Genomic DNA, 17441 nt, shown 5'->3' with positions numbered 1-17441 from the left:
TGCGATCGGGCCGTCAAGTCCCGTCCTGCTCGTTATGCCGTTCGGTTCCTCAGAAAGAACCTTAACTGAACGGCATTACTGCCCGAGGGCAGCCTTTTTCTTTCGCGTGATCGGCGAGGCGCAAGCGCTCGCCGGTGTCGCCGTGCTTAGAAGCGGTGACGCAGACCCAGGTTGACCATCGTCTGCGAGTTCGTGCCGGCGTAGCCATACGAACCGATCGATGCCTGTGCCGCGACCGCGCCGCCGGCGCCGTCACCCGTCGTGCCGCTCGCGTGCTGGTAAGCGGCCGTCATGTAGATGTCGGTGCGCTTGGACAGCGTGTAGTCCGCGCCCAGCGAAGCCTGGTGGTAGGTGGCCGAGGTGTCGCCGTTCGACTTCGTGTAGCTGTAGCCCACGCCCACCAGCAGTGCCGGCGTTGCCTGGTAGTTCAGGAAGCCTTGGCCCGTGTTGTAGCGCTCGTTCTGGCCGAACGTCGAGGCGCCGTCACGACGGTATTGCGCGTTGCTGTAGCCCGCGCCGAACGTGAAGCCGCCGAACGTGTACTGGCCTGCCACGCGCGCGATGCCGAGCGAGTGCGCCGACTGGTAGCCGAGGTTGATCGGGCCGTCGAACGTGCCGCCCGAGGTGCTGTTCCAGCCCGTGCGGCCGGCCACCGGGGCGGTGCTGGCTGCCGAGTTGGCTGCGTAGAAGTAGCCGCCGGCCAGGCTCAGCGGGCCGCCGTTGTACGCCACCGCCGCCGAGTACGATTGACCCGCGCTGGTCGTGCCTGCCACGCCGCCGAACGAGTACATCGCTTCGAACTGCACGCCGCCGAACACCGGCGAGGTGTACTTGACCGCGTTGTCGACGCGGAAGCTGTTGTCGTAGTTGTCGACGTCACCGGCCGTCGCGAACGCGCTGCCGAAGTAGTTGTCGGCCGTGATCGGCTGGATCAGGTCGATCAGCGGATCGTACTGGCGGCCCAGCGTGACGGTGCCGAGGCGGTCGCTGGCCAGGCCGACGAATGCCTGACGGCCGAATTCACGGCTGCCCTGGCCCAGCTTGCCGTTGCTCGGATCGAAGCCGTTTTCCAACTGGAAGATCGCCTTCAGGCCGCTGCCGAGGTCTTCGGTACCCTTGATGCCCCAGCGCGAACCGGCCAGATTGCCGGCGCTGCTGTTGCCGAGCAGCCACGAGTTCTTCGCGCCGTCGGCGTGGTTGACGTACGTCAGCGACGTATCGATCAAGCCGTACAGCGTCACGCTCGATTGTGCGTGCGCGGAACCCATCGCCGCGAGCGACGCGAGGGAAACGATCGTCAATGCGGTGCGTTTCATGTCTGTCCTCTCCTGTTAACAGTGCTGTTGCGTGTGGTGGTTTTGGAATGACACGGAGACTAACCAGACAGATTTAATTCGGAAAAATGAAATTCAGTCTTGTATCCAAAACAATACAAGCGGGTTACGTCGAAAGCTGTGTTGCCGGAGTTGAATTATTGTTGGATTTGATTGAAATGGTGGGGGTTTGGCGTTGGACAGCCGGTTGTCTTTTTCAAATCGGAAACAATGCTGCTCAAAGCTTGAGCAACAGGCGCGGGCGCGGCGATTGCTTGCATTCAAGCAATGGTGATTTAACCAAATCGGATCAATAGAAGGGTCCGATTGATGCTAGTGTCACCGCGCTCGTCCTCACTCTGGTGGGTAGACAGACGAGTCCACGCTTGAGCGGCTTCGGCCGCTCCTTTTTCGCCCGCTGTGTTTCAATTCGCGCAATTCATTGTTTCGAATTCTAATCGGAATTGATGGAGATGCGTGTCGTGTCTTTCTGCTTCTCTATGCCGGCCCCGGCTCGAGGCGCTCGCCAAAGTGTTCGCTGAAGTGTCAGCCCGAAACGGCATGACAGTCCGCCCGCATGCTCGCGCAGGCGTGCCTGTCGCCGCCTGCGGCGGCCGCGAACAATCAATCATCGCTCCCTCCCGGTGCGTTGTCCCGCCCTTCGAGGAACCCCACGATGTCCGTCGCCACGCTGTCGAATCTCGGTGTCGCCTTTGCCGTCTATCTGGTCGGTACGGCGTCGCCCGGCCCCGCGAACCTGTCGATCGCGAACGCGTCGATGCACTACGGCCGCAAGCCCGGCTTCGCGATGGCGGCCGGCGTGATGAGCGGCTCGCTCGTCTGGGGCGTGACGGCGGCGGCCGGCATGTCGGCGCTGCTGGCCACCTACCGGCAATGGCTGATCGGCCTCAAGGTGCTCGGCGCGCTCTATCTGCTGTGGCTTGCCGTCAAGGCGGTGCGCGGCGCCTATGCGTCGCGCGATCCGCTCGCGGCGGCCGGGCCGGCGCGCAGCGAGCGTCTCGGCCGGTTCTACCTGCAGGGGCTCGGCATCCACCTGACCAACCCGAAGGCGATCCTCACCTGGCTGACCGTCACGTCGCTGGGGCTGTCGCCGCACGCGCCCGCCTGGACCAGCTTCGTGCTGGTGGGCTGCTGCGCGCTGCTCGGCACCGGCGTGTTCGGCGGCTACGCGCTGGCGTTCTCGGCGCGCGCGGCCGGGCCGTTGTTCGCCCGCACGCGCAAGGCGTTCGGCCTGTTCTGCGGCGGCTTCTACTGCGTGCTCGCGGCCGGCTTCATCCGCTCGATCCGTTCCTGAGGCAGCGGGGCTGCCGCGGCGTCGTCACGATGTCGATACGGCCGGCGCATGACGAAAAGGCTGCCCGAGGGCAGCCTTTTCGTTGGGCCGACGTGGCCGGGTTCAGAACGTGTGGCGAATGCCGAGGTTGACGATGGTCTGCGAGTTCGTGCCGGCGTAGCCATACGAACCGATCGAGGCCTGCGCCGCCGCAGTGCCGCCCGCGCCGTCGCTGGTGGTGCCGCTCGCGTGCTGGTACGCGGCGATCACGTAGAGCGCGGTGCGCTTGGACAGCGAATAGATCCCGCCCAGCGACACCTGATGATAGGTGGCCGAGCTGTCGCCGCCCGACTTCGTGTAGCTGTAGCCGACGCCCATCAGGATCGACGGGCTCGCCTGATAGTTCACGAAGCCCTGCGCGGTGTCGTAGTGCTCGTTCTCGCCGAACAGCGAGGCGCCGTCGCGCCGATATTGCGCGTTGCTGTAGCCGGCGCCCACCGTGAACTTGCCGAACGCGTACTGGCCCGCCACGCGCGCGATGCCGAGCGAGTGCGCGGTGCGGTAGCCGAGGTTGATCGGGCCGTCGAAGGTGCCGTCGGAGCTGCTCGACCAGCTGTCGCGCGGGCCGAGGTCGCTCGCGGAGTTGGTCGCGTGGTAGTAGCCGCCGGCCAGGCTCAGCGGGCCGCCGTTGTAGGCCACCGCCGCCGAGTACGATTGCCCGGCGCCGGTCGAGCCCGCCACGCCGCCGAACGAATACATCACCGCGAAGCGCACGCCGTCGAGCACGGGCGAGGTGTACTTGACCGAGCGGTCGACGCGGAAGCTGTCGTCGTAGTTGTCGACGTCGCCGGCCGTCGCGAACGCGGCGCCAAACACGCTGTCTTCCGTGATCGGCTGGACCAGATCGGTCAGCGGATCGTACTGGCGGCCCAGCGTGACGGTGCCGAGGCGCTCGTGCGCGAGGCCGACGAAGGCCTGCCGGCCGAATTCGCGGCCGCCCTGGCCGAGCTTGCCGTTGCTCGGATCGAAGCCGTTTTCCAACTGGAAGACCGCCTTCAGGCCGGCGCCGAGATCCTCGCTGCCCTTGATGCCCCAGCGCGAGCCGCCCAGATTGCCGGCGCTGTTGTTGCCGACCAGCCAGGCATTCTTCCCGCCCGTGCCGTGGCTCAGATACGTCAGCGAGGTATCGATCAGGCCGTACAGCGTCACGCTCGACTGCGCATGCGCGGAGCCCGTGATCGCGAGCGACGCGAGCGAGATGATCGTCAAGGCACTACGTTTCATGTCATTTTCTCCCTGTTGAGACCTGCTTGGATCGGAAGCCGCGCGAACTTGCTGCGCGCGGCCCGGCGGCCCGGCTCGGTGCCGTGTTGCGCGCCGCCGCCCGGCATGCGCGCGTCGCCCGGTTCGCGCCGGGCGGCGGCGTTCATCGTGTGAGTGGGGGGCGTCGCGTCGTGCCGCCCCGCGCGTGGCCGGCCCGGCACCCGCGCGGCGCTGATAAGCATTTCGCAATCCGATGGTTGGGCGCGGCGCGGCGATTCCTTAACCTTGGCGGCCAGCCGCGCCATCGGGGCGTGGCGCATCTTCGAGGTTGCCGCCGATGCTTCGCCGCTCTTGCCCGCCTTCGTTCGCCGCCCGCCGCCGCACCCTGCGTGCGCTGCGGGATCTCGCCGGCCTGTCCGGCGCCGCGCTGGCTGGTGCGGCCGGGCTCGCGGCACCGGCCGGCGCCGCGGAAGCCGTGGACGTGACGGGCGTCACGCTGGTGCTCGGCGATCAGGCGGGCGGCCTGCGCGCACTGGCCGAGGCGGCCCGCGTGCTCGACGGCACGCGCTACCGGTTCCGCTGGGCGAATTTCCAGGGCGCCGCGCCCTTGTTCGAGGCGCAGCGTGCCGGCGCGATCGACCTCGCGCCGGCCGGCGACCTGCCGGTGCTGACCGCCGCGCTCGGCGATCCGGCGCTGCGGATCGTGGCGACGCGCGCGGGCTCGCCGGCCTCGCTCGGCATCGTCGTGCAGCCCGATTCGGCGGTGCGCACGGTGGCGGACCTGAAGGGCAGGACCGTGGTGGTGTCGTCGGCGCGCGGCAGCATTTCGCAGTACCAACTGTATGGCGCCCTCGAGGAAAACGGCCTGTCGTGGCGCGACGTCGAGGTCCGCTTCGTGCTGCCCGTCGATGCGTTCGCGGCGTTCGAGTCGAAGCGCATCGACATCTGGGCGACCTTCGATCCGTACTACGGGCACGTGGTGCGGCGCGGGGCGCGCGTGGTGCGCGACGGCAGCGGCATCAACTCGGGCCTCGCGTTCCTGACCTCGCCCGACACGACGCTCGCCGACCGTGCGAAGCGCGCCGCGCTCGGCGACGTCCTCGCGCGCCTCGAACGCGCCGGACGCTGGGCGCTCGCCAATCCGGCCGACTATGCACGGGTGTATGCCACGCTCACGCGGCTGCCGGCCGAGGCCGCCACCGACATCACCGGCCGCGCGCCGCTGGTGCAGCGCGCCGTGACGGCGGCCGACATCGCCACGCTGCAACAGGTCGCGGATCGGGCGGCGCGCGATGCGATCCTGCCGAGCCGCGTCAACGTAGCCGCGATCGCGGTGACGCGCATCGCGTGAGCCGGCGCGCGCGAGGCGCCGGCGCGGTCGGCCGGCGGCCTTGCCGGTTGCCCCGTGCGTTGCGTCGTGCGCCGATCCGCGATGCGGCGGCGGGAGCGCGGCGATCGGCCGGGCCGGCTGCCCGCGCAGGACGCGGGATCGCGAAATCGATGGCGCGCTCATGGCGCTCAACCCGCGTGCCGCGTGGAGATCGCGTGCGCGGCGGCGCCGGAATCGACGCGCTCGCGGCGCGCGCTGCGCTCGATCCGGTGCAGCATCTGCGCCGCTTCGTAGTACCTGCCGGCCCGCATCAGCGAATCGGCTTGCCCGATACGCCGCACCGTGGCGTCGAGCGGCACGATGTCGAGCGTGCAATCGACGCCGACCTCGGCGCGCGCGAGCAACTGGAGCGCCTCGGCGCGCCGGCCGCCGCTCAGCGCCGCGTTCGCGGCGGCCAGCGCGGCCGCCTTGCGCCTGCGTGCGTCGGATGGATCGTGCGGATCGTGCATGGCGCCGGCCTCGGGCGCATCGCGCAGCACTACCTCGCCGCCATACGGCAGCCAGGCGATTACGCGAGCGTCGTGGAAGTCGTGAACGGGATGCGATGCCGGCGCCGTGGACGACACCGATGCGACGAGCGAGGCGCTGGCCCGCAGGTCCGGCGACGGCACGAGTTCGGCCTCGGGCTTCAGGATCGCGGTATCGTCGCCGCGCGCCACGCTCACGTCCAGCATCGCGCGCCGTCCCGCCGGGGACAGCGCACCGAACGTGCCGAACGCGCCGGAGTCCGGCCCGGCCGCAGCCGGAGCGATCTGCGCGGCGAGCGAGCGGACTGCCGGCAGCGAGCCGCCGGCGGTCGCGGCGCAGAGCATCAGCGTGGACAGCAGCGTCCGGCGCGATCTGGACATGATGGTTTCCTCGTCGATCGTGTCGAAGGGCGCGCAAGTGAGCGCGTGTACGCGCTTGTGGCGCATGCACGGGCATCGGCATCACCCTCGTGGGGTTGGTGATCGGCGGCTGTCGCGAGCGGTGCCGATGATCCTGGCGGATCCCGCCCGGACGGACGGGGCACGTTGCGAATAAAAATGTAAGGTATGCAGAAGATTCCACATGCCGCGCGATACGTGACTCCATTGAAACATCATGCAGCGCGGTGCGGCATGACGCATCGCAAGCACCTGCCGGCATGATTTTTCATGCAACGATGCGGCATCGTTGCGCATACAACCTTATGGTGAAGTCGGCTATCGTCCGGAGGCCACCTGGGGAGATCGTGTGGCATCTCGATGGCGGGAACGGGCGAGGTTCGACACGCGGGCGCATGCCGCGTCATCGCTGCCGGCACGCGTCCCCTCGCTAACCCCTACGCGTTGCTACGTAGCATGGATACGTAGTTGTCCGCTTGTAAGGCCGGTATCGAAAGCGAACAATACGCGGCAGCGTTGTGCCCCTGTAAACGGCGCATTCACGCCCAGCCTGTTCGCGCGGCCGCCCGCCGCGACGATATCGACAATAACCAGGAGACACCATGAATCGGGCTTCCGGAACCTTGCTCTGGATCGCGGTCGCGCTGCTCGGCGCGTTCGCGTTCGGCACGATCGCGCTCGCGCACGGCGAGCGCGTCAGCGCGCTGTGGATCGTGATCGCCGCGGTCTGCGTCTATCTGATCGCCTACCGCTTCTACAGCCGCTTCATCGCGAGCCGCGTGGTGCAGCTCGACGGGCTGCGCATGACGCCCGCGGTCAAGTACAACGACGGCCTCGACTACGTGCCGACCAACCGCTTCGTGCTGTTCGGCCATCACTTCGCCGCGATCGCCGGCGCGGGGCCGCTGGTCGGACCGGTGCTCGCCGCGCAGATGGGCTTCACGCCCGGCATGCTGTGGATCCTGGCCGGCGTGGTGTTCGCCGGCGCGGTGCAGGACTTCATCGTGCTGTTCGTCTCGACGCGCCGCGACGGCCGTTCGCTCGGCGATCTGGTGAAGATGGAACTGGGCACGGTGCCGGGCGTGATCGCGCTGTTCGGCGCGTTCCTGATCATGGTGATCATCCTCGCGGTGCTCGCGCTGATCGTCGTGAAGGCGCTGACCAATTCGCCGTGGGGCACGTTCACGGTGGCCGCGACGATCCCGATCGCGATCCTGATGGGCGTCTATACGCGCTACATCCGCCCGGGTCGCATCGGCGAGGTGTCGATCATCGGCTTCGTGCTGCTGATGGCGTCGATCGCCTACGGCCAGCATGTCCACGATTCGCCGGCGCTGGCCGCCTGGTTCACGTTCAACGGCACGCAGCTGACCTGGATCCTGATCGGCTACGGCTTCATCGCCTCGGTGCTGCCGGTGTGGCTGCTGCTCGCGCCGCGCGATTACCTGTCGACGTTCCTGAAGGTCGGCACCATCGTCGGGCTCGCGATCGGCATCCTGGTGGTGGCGCCGGAACTGAAGATGCCGTCGTTGACGAAGTTCGTCGACGGCAGCGGCCCGGTGTGGTCGGGCAACCTGTTCCCGTTCCTGTTCATCACGATCGCGTGCGGGGCCGTGTCGGGCTTCCATGCGCTGATCTCGTCGGGCACCACGCCCAAGCTGCTCGATAACGAAAAGAATGCGCGCTTCATCGGCTATGGCGCGATGCTGATGGAATCGTTCGTCGCGATCATGGCGCTGGTGGCCGCCTGCGTGATCGAGCCGGGCGTCTACTTCGCGATGAACGCGCCGGCGGCCGTGCTCGGCTCGACGCCCGAGGCGGTCGCGCAGACCGTCACGCAATGGGGCTTCATGCTGACGCCCGACATGCTCACGCAGACCGCGCAGGCGGTGGGCGAGACCACCATCATCGCGCGTGCCGGCGGCGCGCCCACGCTCGCGGTGGGGATGGCGCAGATCCTGCACCAGGTGATCGGCGGGCAGGCCATGATGGCGTTCTGGTATCACTTCGCGATCCTGTTCGAGGCGCTGTTCATCCTGACGGCCGTGGACGCCGGCACGCGCGCGGGCCGCTTCATGCTGCAGGACCTGCTCGGCACCTTCCACCCGGCGCTCAAGCGCACCGAGTCGCTGCCGGCCAACCTCGTCGCCACCGCGCTCTGCGTGGCCGCCTGGGGCTACTTCCTGTATCAGGGCGTGGTCGATCCGCTCGGCGGCATCAACACGCTCTGGCCGCTGTTCGGGATCTCGAACCAGATGCTCGCGGCGATCGCGCTGATGCTCGGCACCGTGGTGCTGTTCAAGATGAAGCGCGAGCGCTATGCGTGGGTGACGATCATGCCCACCGCCTGGCTGCTGATCTGCACGCTGACGGCCGGCTGGCAGAAGATCTTCGACGCGAACCCGAAGATCGGCTTCCTCTCGCACGCGGCGAAGCTGCAGGCGGCCGTGGACGGCGGCAAGGTGCTCGCGCCGGCCAAGTCGCTCGCGCAGATGCAGCGGATCATCTTCAACGATCGCATCGACGCGGCGCTGGCGGGCCTGTTCATGTTCGTGGTGCTGAGCACGGCCGTGTACGGCGTGCTGGCCGTGCTGCGCGCCCGCCGCACGACGCAGCCGAGCGCGCGCGAGACGCCCTACGAGCCGATGCCGGGCGGTGGCCAGGCACTCGGCAGCGGGCGCTGAGCGGAGCGGCGGCGATGTTCACCGATCTCGGCGACGAACTGCGCACGGCGGGCCGCTATCTCGGGCAGGCGTTCCGGCTGATGGTGGGGGTGCCCGATTACGACACCTATGTCGCGCACATGCGGGAGACCCACCCCGATCGCGAGCCGATGAGCTACGAGGCGTTCTTTCGCGAGCGGCAGGCCGCGCGCTACGGCAGCGGCGCGGGAAAATGCTGCTGAGGTGAAGCGCGGCGGGCCGCTGTTGCCGCTGCCGCCGCTGCCAGGAAGGATGTTCGCCAACCCGATCGCGCGGGCCGCAAGGTCCGCGCGATCGTCGTTTACGGCGATGGGGAAGCGTAGGCGGGTGGCGCGGCGAGGGCGGCGTGCAAACCGCCGCGGACTTCGCTGCGTCCGGGTACCCTTCCGGTCTGCGTGACTCGACGGGCTTTCCGGTGCCTCGCGCGCCTCATCCTGATTGCCCCGCGCGGGCCCGCCGGCCCATCTACCGCGACGCTCACCGCGCCCGCCACGATTCTGCCCTCAGGTTTTCACGCATTCCGCCGACATTACGGAACGAGTTCATTACGTCTGGAGTTTGCCCTGATGCCCGATTTCCGAGCCGTCATGTCGCTCGACGCCACCGATATGCCGGTGGGTGTGCCGCTGCCGTGGCCGATTTTCGATGCGGGCGGCGCGCCGTTGATGCCGGCCGGCGCCGTGCTCGACGAGGCCGACGTCGCTTTCCTGCTCGATCGTTTCGTGCCGGTGCGTGATCCCGTCGCCGGCGAGGGCGGCGCCACGCCGGCCGCGCAGGCGGACGGCCGCAGCCTCGCCCCGCGCCTCGTGCTGCCGCGCGACGCGACCGTCGGCATTCGCCGCCGCTCCGCGCCCACGCGCCAGTTGCTGCGCTTCCGGCTGATCGGCGAGCATCCGGACGGCCCGTTGTTCGTGCGGCCGCTCGCGCGCACGGTCGAACTGGTGCCCGGCGAGGCGATCGAGGCGATGGCGGTCGGGCGCTCGGCCGTCTACTGGTTCACCGCCGGCGTCGAGGCCGTGATGTCGGAGCCGGCGACCTGCGTGATCCTCTCCACGCCGGCCAACCTGAAGCGCGTGCGCGAGCGCCGCGACACGCGCGTGCCGGTGCGGCTCGCGGCGCGCTACCGGACCGTGGACGGCGAACGCGGCCTGGGCGTGATACACGACGTCAGCCCGAGCGGGCTGTCGATCACGGTCGACCGCGCGCTGGCCACGACCGGCGAGACGCTGCACGTCGAGCTGCCCTGCCTGCGCGCGGGCGGCACGGGCGAGATACGCGAGGTGCGGCAGCTGAACGTGTCGGGCGTCGTGCGTCAGGTGCGCGAGCAGCCCGACGCGGCGGGCTGGCTGCACCATCTGGCGTTCGAGTCGATGGGCGACGACGACATGGCGCGCCTGAAGGCGGCGCTGTTCGACTGGTCGGCACCGGCCTGAGCCGGGCGATCGCGCCGAAGGGCCGCGCCAGCGCGGCCCGGCGGGCTCGGGCGAGGACGGCGGGATCCAGCGTGATTCAGCGCGCCTTCCAGGCGTTGCGCGAGGCGGCTTCGGTGCGGCCTTCCTGCCAGATCTCCGCGAGCCGGCTGCCGTTGCGATACGGGTTCGGGCGCCGCGCGAAATAGTCGGCCACGCCCTGCCGGTAAGCGCCGTAGAGCGTCAGCGGCGGCTCGTCGATGCCGAGCGTGCCGTAGGTCCGCACGGGCGCCGCGGCACGCGATTCGGTGATCAGCATCTCGCCGTCGATTTCGTCGATGGCGGTGAAATGCAGCATGGGGTGCGCGACGCCTGCGATGTCCATGAGATGCTCCACGTGCGTGGTATAGCGGGATTGCAGGGAATAATGCAAGAACGGTGCCAAGGAAAATCCCCTTTGGAATCAAAGGGGATCGGGAGGCAATCCGGCGCGCGCGGCACGGATGTTACGGGCGTGTAACGTGACGCGGGCCGGCGCCGCGCGATGCGCGTGATGCGTGACGGTATTGGGCCGGCAGGGCCGGCCGGCGCATGCATGCGCCGCGCGCCGACAAAAAAAGGCCGCTCGCGGGAGCGGCCTGACAATCGTCTCGATTCTGCAGTCGGCCCGGGGTCAGCGACCGACTTCGACCATTCTGTCCGATCGGCCGGCCGGTGAACATCGCGGGGCGCTTATTCCCGGTGGAACGGCCGCGGCATGTCGGCGTTCGACGCGGCGCTCACGGCGCCGTTCACAGCACGCCGCAGGCCCGCAGCAGCGCGAACCACGCGGCGCCCGCCGCGATCAGCAGCAGCGCGTTCACGCGCGTCTTCATGACCAGTGCCGTCGAGACCAGCGCGGTCGCGATCGCGATCCAGCCGCCGTCGAGGCCGTGGATCAGCGTATAGACGGCCGCCAGGATCAGCCCCGCCGCCACCGGCCGCAGGCCCGCCTGCAGCGCGCGCTGCCACGGCGCGTCGCGGTGCCGCGAGGTCATGTGCGTGATCGCGATCATCAGGAACGCGGTGGGGCCGAACAGCGCCAGCGTGGCCACCAGCGCGCCCGCCACGCCGCCCACCTGGAAGCCCACCAGCGTCGCGAGCAGCGAGCCGGGGCCGGGCGCGAGCCGCGCGATCGCGAAATCGTTGACGAACTGCGTGTGCGTCATCCAGTGGTGGACGTCCACCACTTGCCGCTGCATGTCGGCGATGATGGTCTGGCCGCCGCCGACCGTGGCGACCGACAGCGGCGCGAACAGGGCGGCGAGCGCGGCGAGGGTGCGGGACATGGTCGGGCTCCTCAGTGGTCGGTGCCGTCGGCGCGAGTCGGGTCGCGCCCGAGCAGCCAGTATTCGTAGGCGACGTTGAGCACGCCGGCCGTCAGCACGGTCCACAGCACCGGCACCCGGAACACGGCGACGGCCGCGAAGGTGGCCGCGAACACCGCGTAAGGCACCACGCGGCGCGGCAGGCGGCGCGCCGCGGTGATCGCCATCGACAGCGACAGCCCGATCGCCGCCGCGGCCGCGCCCGCCAGCGCGATGTGGGCAATCGGAAAGCGCGTGATCGACGAGAACAGCACGCCGAGCAGCACGATGCCGACCGCGGGCGGGAAGATGATGCCGCAGAAGCCCGCCGTCGCGCCGCGCCAGCCGAGCAGTCGGTAGCCGATCCAGATCGCGAGGTTCTTCACGTTCACGCCGGGCAGCGCCTGCGACAGCGCGAGGCCGTCGAGGAATTCGGCCTCGGACAGCCAGCGGCGCTCGTTGACGAACTCGCGCAGGAACCAGCCACTCAGGCCGCCGCCGAAGCTGGTCAGGCCGATGCGGGCGAAGATCAGGAACAGGCCGAGCGTGGTCGGCCGCTGCGGGGCGGGGGAGGTCGGGGTCATCGGGGTCCGTGGAGGCGGTGACGAAGGCGCGCGGTGCAGGCGCGGGCGCGTCGGCCGACGATAGCATCGCGGCCGACGCGGCGGCAATCGACGGCCCGTGGGCATCGGTTAGCGAGCGTTACGACGCGGCGTCTCGCGCACGGTGGCGGCCGCCCCGCGCGCCTTGCGGCCCTCGGGCCGCGCCTCGCGCGGCTGTGCGAATTCGGCCGCGATGAAATCGACGAAGGTGCGCACGCGCGCCGACATCTGCAGCCGGTGCGGATAGACGGCGTAGATGTCGGCGGCGGGCGTCTCGCAGCCCGGCAGCACCAGCACCAGCCGGCCGTCGGCCAGATAGTCGTGCAGGTCCCATTCGGCGCGCATCAGGATGCCGTGGCCGTCGAGCGCCCATTTCACGGCGATCTCGCCGTCGTTGGTGGTGAGGCTGCCGCCGATCCGCACCGCCTCGGTCGTGCGCGCGGCGCCGCGGCCGTGGGTCAGGCGCCAGACGCCGTAGGCCTCGTCGCCCTGGCGGATGCCGATGCAGTTGTGCCGCGCCAGATCGGCCGGCTTGCGCGGCATGCCGTGTTCGGCCAGATAGGCCGGCGACGCGCACAGCAGGCGCCGGTTCGGCGCGAGCCGGCGCGCCACCACGCGCGCGTCGGGCGGCTCGCCGAAGCGGATGCAGACGTCGAACGTGTCGTCGGTGAGCGGCGGCGGCGTGACCGACAGCTGCAGCTGCACGTCCACCTCCGGATAGCGCCGCGCGTAGCGCGAGATCGCCGGCCCCACCGCGCCGCGCCCGAAGCCGAGCGTGGCGTTCACGCGCAGCAGGCCGCGCGGCCGGTCGTTGGCGCTCGTCAGCAGGTCGCCCAGCTGCTGGATCTCGTCGAGGATGCGGCGCGCGCGTTCCAGGTACACGTCGCCCTCGGGCGTGAGCGCCATGCGCCGCGTGGTGCGGTTCACGAGCGCCACGCCGGCGCGCTGCTCCATCTGCGCGAGCCGCTTGCTGACCGCGGCCGGCGTGAGCCCCAGCTCGCGCGCCGCCGCGCTGAGGCTGCCCGAGGCCGCGAGGGTCGAGAAGAACGCGAGATCGGCGGCTTGCACGGCATCGGTCACGGCGCTCACTTGTGAATAGAAGTTAAAGATGCTTTGAGTCTAGCAGCAGTTCGCCGCCGCCATGCCGCGTTACCGTCATGCCACCGACAGACAGCTACCGGAGACACCTGCATGAAGACCTATCGCATCGCGACCATTCCCGGCGACGGCATCGGCAAGGAAGTGATTCCCGCCGGCCGCCGCGTGCTGGAGGCGCTGGCCGGCGCGGACGCCGGCTTCGCGTTCGAGTTCGAGGATTTCGACTGGGGCGCCGACTACTACCGCCGCCACGGCGTGATGATGCCGGCCGACGGGCTCGACGCGCTGCGCGGCAAGGACGCGATCCTGTTCGGCTCGGCCGGCGACCCGGACGTGCCCGACCACGTCACGCTGTGGGGCCTGCGCCTGAAGATCTGCCAGGGCTTCGACCAGTACGCGAACGTGCGGCCCACGCGGATCCTGCCCGGCATCGATGCACCGCTCAAGCGCTGCGGCCCGGGCGACCTCGACTGGGTGATCGTGCGCGAGAACTCGGAAGGCGAATACGCAGGCGTGGGCGGGCGCGTGCATCAGGGCCACCCGATCGAGGCGGCCACCGACGTGTCGATGATGACGCGCGCCGGCGTCGAGCGGATCATGCGCTTCGCGTTCCGGCTCGCGCAGTCGCGCCCGCGCAAGCTGCTGACGGTGATCACCAAGAGCAACGCGCAGCGCCACGCGATGGTGATGTGGGACGAGATCGCGGTGCAGATCGCCAGGGAATTCCCGGACGTGACCTGGGACAAGGAGCTGGTCGACGCCTCGACGGCGCGCATGATCAACCGCCCGGCCTCGCTCGACACGATCGTCGCCACCAACCTGCACGCCGACATCCTCAGCGACCTGGCCGCCGCGCTGGCCGGCAGCCTCGGCATCGCGCCGACCGGCAACATCGATCCGGAGCGCCGCTACCCGTCGATGTTCGAGCCGATCCACGGCTCGGCGTTCGACATCATGGGCAAGGGCGTGGCCAATCCGGTCGGCACGTTCTGGTCGGTGGTGATGCTGCTCGAACACCTCGGCGAACACGAGGCCGCCGCGCGCGTGATGCGCGCCGTGGAGGCGGCGACCGCCGACCCGGCGCTGCACACGGGCGACCTCGGCGGGCAGGCGACCACCGAGCAGGTCACGCAGGCCGTCTGCGCGCACGTCGCGCAGCGCGCGGCCGTGGCGGCCTGAGCCGGGCGGCGCGCCGGGCGGCTCGCGGCGCGGCCGCCCGGCCGTTCAAGTCAGGTCAGGTTGCCCGCTGCCGTCGGCTCGCCGCGAACGCCGGTTGACCACCGTGCGGGGCGAAGCCGGCCGGGCCCGCAATCCGCCACCCGCCATCGGCCGCACCGGATCCGGCAGCAGGCAGTTCGCAGTTCCCAGTCGCGCCGTCCAGCGGTCGCGGCCGCCGCCGGCGGCGCGAACGCGCGGGCGGCGCACCGTCGATCAGGGCCGCCAAGAGCCCGTCGATCACGCATCCGGCCGGCGGCGCCCGACGCCGCACGGCCGCAGGAGACACGCATGACCACCGATATCGAGAGCCGCGTCACCCGCAAACTCATGTGGCGGATCATTCCGTTCGTGATGCTGCTCTACTTCGTCAGCTTCCTCGACCGCGTCAACGTCGGCTTCGCCGCGCTGACCATGAACGCCTCGCTCGGCCTCACGCCCACCGCGTTCGGGCTCGGCGGCGGCCTGTTCTTCATCGGCTACTTCCTGTTCGAGGTGCCGTCGAACCTGATCCTCAGCAAGGTCGGCGCGCGCATCTGGATCGCGCGCGTGATGATCTCGTGGGGCATCGTCTCGGCCGCCTCGGCGCTGGTGACCGGGCCGGCCAGCTTCTACAGCGTGCGCTTCCTGCTCGGCGTGGCCGAGGCCGGCTTCTTCCCCGGCATCATCTACTACCTCGCGCAGTGGTTCCCCACCCGCCAGCGCGCCGTGGCGGCGGCGTGGTTCATGGCTGCCGCGCCGATCTCGACCGCGCTCGGCTCGCCGCTGTCGGGCGCGATCATGCAGCTGCCGCCGGTCTTCGGGCTGGCCGACTGGCAGCTGCTGTACGTGATCGAGGCGGTGCCGGCCGTGCTGCTCGGCTTCGTCGTGCTGCGCGCGCTGACCGACACGCCGGCCCAGGCGCACTGGCTCGCCGACGACGAGCGCGCCTGGCTGATCGCGAAGCTGAAGTCCGAAGCGGACGCGCGCCACGCGCGCGCCGGCCACACCCTCGGGCCGATCGCGGCGCTGCGCGATGCGCGCGTGCTGGCGCTGGCGCTGATCTATTTCGGCACCTCGGCGGGGCTCTACACGCTCGGGCTGTGGGCGCCGCTGATCATCCGCCAGTACGGCTTCGGCTCGCTGCAGACGGGCCTGCTGAACGCGATCCCGAGCGTGCTCGCGGTGGTGGCGATGATCCTCTGGGCGCGCCATTCCGATCGCACCGGCGAGCGCACCTGGCACGTGGTGATTCCGTGCGCGCTGGCCTGCGTCGGCTTCGTGTTCGCGGGCGGCTCGACCACCATCGTCGGCGTGATCGCGGCGCTGGTGATCGTCAACATCGGCATCAGCGCCGCCAAGGCGCCGCTCTGGGCGATGCCGAGCCTGTTCCTGTCGGGCTCCGGCGCGGCGGCCGGGATCGCGATGATCAACTCGATCGGCAACCTCGGCGGCTTCGTCGGGCCGTTCGCGATCGGCTGGCTCAAGGGCGTGACGGGCGGCTACGCGGCCGGGCTCTACGTGGTGGGCGCGAGCCTCGCGCTGTCGGCCGTGCTGACGCTGGTGCTGAGCCGGCAGGCCGCGCCCGGCGCGCGCGCGGCGGCGCTGACCGCGGGCCGCGGCGAACACTGAGGGAACGACTGAACGAACGACTGAAGGAACCTGGCGCGGCGCGCCAGAAAGCACAAGGGCGCCCCGGACCATCAGTCCGGGGCGCCCTTGTCGTATCCCGCGCAGGCAGTGAAACCGGTCAACCCGGCAAGGCAGGCGACGCGCGCCCGCCCCGCCCGTCTTCGCTCAGACCGCGTTGGCGGTCTTCGCCGGCTTCTGCAGCTTGCCCTTGCCGGCCACCTTGATCTCTTCGAGCTTGATCTCGACGTGGCGCGAGAACACGTACTCGGCCGGACGCTGCTTGTCGATCGGGATGTCCGGAGCGAACGCGCCTTCCGTGTTGATGCCCTTGCGGCTCACGCGCAGCGCCTTGAGCGGGTTCGAGATGGTGTCCATCACGGCGGTGGCCTCGAAGCCGCAGTGGACCATGCAGTCCGCGCACTTCTCGTAGTTGCCCACGCCGTAGTTGTCCCACTCGGTGGTTTCCATCAGTTCCTTGAAGGTCTTCACGTAACCTTCGCCGACCAGATAGCACGGCTTCTGCCAGCCGAACACCGTGCGCGCCGGGTTGCCCCACGGCGTGCATTTGTAGCTCTGGTTGCCGGCCAGGAAGTCGAGGAACAGCGACGACTGGCTGAACGACCAGCGCTTGCCGCCTTCGCCGCGCTTGAGGATCTCGCGGAACAGGTTCTTGGTCTTGTCGCGGTTCAGGAAGTGCTGCTGGTCCGGCGCGCGCTCGTAGGCATAGCCCGGCGACACCGTGATGCCGTCCACGCCGATCGGCTTGAGCGTGTCGAAGAAGCTCGCCACGCGCTCGGGGATCGCGTCGTTGAACAGCGTGCAGTTGATGTTGACGCGAAAGCCGCGGCGCTTCGCTTCCTTGATGGCCGCGACCGCCTTCTCGTAGACGCCGTCCTGCGAGACCGAGTGGTCGTGCATCTGCTGGTCGCCGTCGAGGTGGACCGACCAGACGAAGTACGGGCTCGGCTGGTAGTCGTCCATCTTCTTTTCCATCAGCAGCGCGTTCGTGCAGAGATACACGAACTTCTTGCGCTTCATGATGCCCTTGACGATTTCCGGCATGTCACGGTGCAGCAGCGGCTCGCCGCCGGCGATCGACACCACCGGCGCGCCGCACTCGTCGACGGCCTGCAGGCATTCCTCGATCGACAGGCGCTGGTTCAGGATCGGGTCCGGATAATCGATCTTCCCGCAGCCATTGCAGGCGAGATTGCAACGGAACAGCGGCTCGAGCATCAGCGCGAGCGGGTAGCGTTTGTTGCCGGACAGGTGGTTGCGCACGATGTATGCGCCCACACGGACTTGCTGGAGCAGCGGAATAGACAAGAGATG

The 17441-nt window shown here is 69.4% G+C and carries 16 protein-coding genes; 7 read left to right on the top strand and 9 right to left on the bottom strand.

Going from position 1 to position 17441, the window contains the following annotated elements:
* Positions 1-146 precede the first annotated feature (146 nt).
* A complete protein-coding gene (locus tag BpN12_RS14215) occupies positions 147-1316 on the bottom strand; it encodes a porin (RefSeq protein WP_246793202.1) in 1170 nt (389 codons plus the stop codon).
* A 673-nt stretch (positions 1317-1989) separates the two neighbouring features.
* Between BpN12_RS14215 and BpN12_RS14210 the strand changes: the two genes are divergently transcribed.
* Entirely contained in the window at positions 1990-2628 is a 639-nt protein-coding gene (locus BpN12_RS14210) for a LysE family translocator (RefSeq protein WP_246793201.1), read from the top strand.
* A 102-nt stretch (positions 2629-2730) separates the two neighbouring features.
* On the opposite strand, the gene BpN12_RS14205 is transcribed toward BpN12_RS14210, so the two are convergent.
* Both BpN12_RS14205 and BpN12_RS14200 read right to left on the bottom strand, forming a co-directional pair.
* Positions 2731-3891, bottom strand: coding sequence for a porin (locus tag BpN12_RS14205; RefSeq protein WP_246793200.1), 1161 nt, complete (start codon positions 3889-3891; stop codon positions 2731-2733).
* Complete coding sequence (locus BpN12_RS14200; RefSeq protein WP_246793199.1) at positions 3888-4190, bottom strand: hypothetical protein; 303 nt, start codon at positions 4188-4190, stop codon at positions 3888-3890. The genes BpN12_RS14205 and BpN12_RS14200 overlap by 4 nt, the downstream gene beginning before the upstream one ends.
* A 17-nt stretch (positions 4191-4207) precedes the next feature.
* Here BpN12_RS14200 and BpN12_RS14195 point away from each other — a divergent pair, with 17 nt between their 5' ends.
* Entirely contained in the window at positions 4208-5221 is a 1014-nt protein-coding gene (locus tag BpN12_RS14195; protein ID WP_246793198.1) for an ABC transporter substrate-binding protein, read from the top strand.
* 167 nt (positions 5222-5388) lie between these two features.
* Here the strand turns inward: BpN12_RS14195 and BpN12_RS14190 are convergent, their stop codons facing one another.
* Entirely contained in the window at positions 5389-6108 is a 720-nt protein-coding gene (locus BpN12_RS14190) for a YfdX family protein (protein WP_246793197.1), read from the bottom strand.
* A 620-nt stretch (positions 6109-6728) separates the two neighbouring features.
* On the opposite strand from BpN12_RS14190, the gene BpN12_RS14185 reads away from it, so the two are divergent.
* The 3 genes from BpN12_RS14185 to BpN12_RS14175 all read left to right on the top strand — a co-directional run bounded on the left by BpN12_RS14185 (position 6729) and on the right by BpN12_RS14175 (position 10261).
* Entirely contained in the window at positions 6729-8810 is a 2082-nt protein-coding gene (locus tag BpN12_RS14185) for a carbon starvation CstA family protein (RefSeq protein ID WP_246793196.1), read from the top strand.
* Positions 8811-8824: 14 nt separating this feature from the next.
* Entirely contained in the window at positions 8825-9031 is a 207-nt protein-coding gene (locus BpN12_RS14180; RefSeq protein ID WP_042629133.1) for a YbdD/YjiX family protein, read from the top strand.
* A gap of 363 nt (positions 9032-9394) precedes the next feature.
* Entirely contained in the window at positions 9395-10261 is an 867-nt protein-coding gene (locus tag BpN12_RS14175) for a PilZ domain-containing protein (RefSeq protein ID WP_246793195.1), read from the top strand.
* A gap of 76 nt (positions 10262-10337) precedes the next feature.
* On the opposite strand, the gene BpN12_RS14170 is transcribed toward BpN12_RS14175, so the two are convergent.
* The 4 genes from BpN12_RS14170 to BpN12_RS14155 form a co-directional block, all read right to left on the bottom strand.
* Positions 10338-10622, bottom strand: coding sequence for a hypothetical protein (locus BpN12_RS14170; protein ID WP_042629131.1), 285 nt, complete (start codon positions 10620-10622; stop codon positions 10338-10340).
* A gap of 406 nt (positions 10623-11028) precedes the next feature.
* Positions 11029-11565 carry a chromate transporter gene (locus tag BpN12_RS14165; protein WP_246793194.1) on the bottom strand — a complete coding sequence of 179 codons (537 nt, stop codon included), beginning with the start codon at positions 11563-11565 and terminating at the stop codon, positions 11029-11031.
* Between the two features lie 11 nt (positions 11566-11576).
* Positions 11577-12167 carry a chromate transporter gene (locus tag BpN12_RS14160; RefSeq protein WP_246793193.1) on the bottom strand — a complete coding sequence of 197 codons (591 nt, stop codon included), beginning with the start codon at positions 12165-12167 and terminating at the stop codon, positions 11577-11579.
* Between the two features lie 108 nt (positions 12168-12275).
* Entirely contained in the window at positions 12276-13265 is a 990-nt protein-coding gene (locus BpN12_RS14155) for a LysR substrate-binding domain-containing protein (RefSeq protein WP_246793192.1), read from the bottom strand.
* A gap of 111 nt (positions 13266-13376) precedes the next feature.
* Here BpN12_RS14155 and BpN12_RS14150 point away from each other — a divergent pair, with 111 nt between their 5' ends.
* Positions 13377-14462, top strand: coding sequence for a tartrate dehydrogenase (locus BpN12_RS14150; RefSeq protein WP_246793191.1), 1086 nt, complete (start codon positions 13377-13379; stop codon positions 14460-14462).
* Positions 14463-14789: 327 nt separating this feature from the next.
* Entirely contained in the window at positions 14790-16109 is a 1320-nt protein-coding gene (locus BpN12_RS14145; protein WP_246793190.1) for an MFS transporter, read from the top strand.
* 165 nt (positions 16110-16274) lie between these two features.
* Here the strand turns inward: BpN12_RS14145 and hpnH are convergent, their stop codons facing one another.
* Positions 16275-17435: an adenosyl-hopene transferase HpnH gene (hpnH, locus tag BpN12_RS14140; RefSeq protein WP_246793189.1), complete on the bottom strand. Its 1161-nt coding sequence runs from the start codon at positions 17433-17435 to the stop codon at positions 16275-16277.
* Positions 17436-17441 lie beyond the last annotated feature (6 nt).

This window comes from Burkholderia perseverans (genome assembly GCF_022870505.1).
GTDB lineage: Bacteria > Pseudomonadota > Gammaproteobacteria > Burkholderiales > Burkholderiaceae > Burkholderia > Burkholderia plantarii.
Note: the sequence above shows the minus strand (reverse complement) of the source record. Positions and strands in the feature narration are given on the sequence as shown.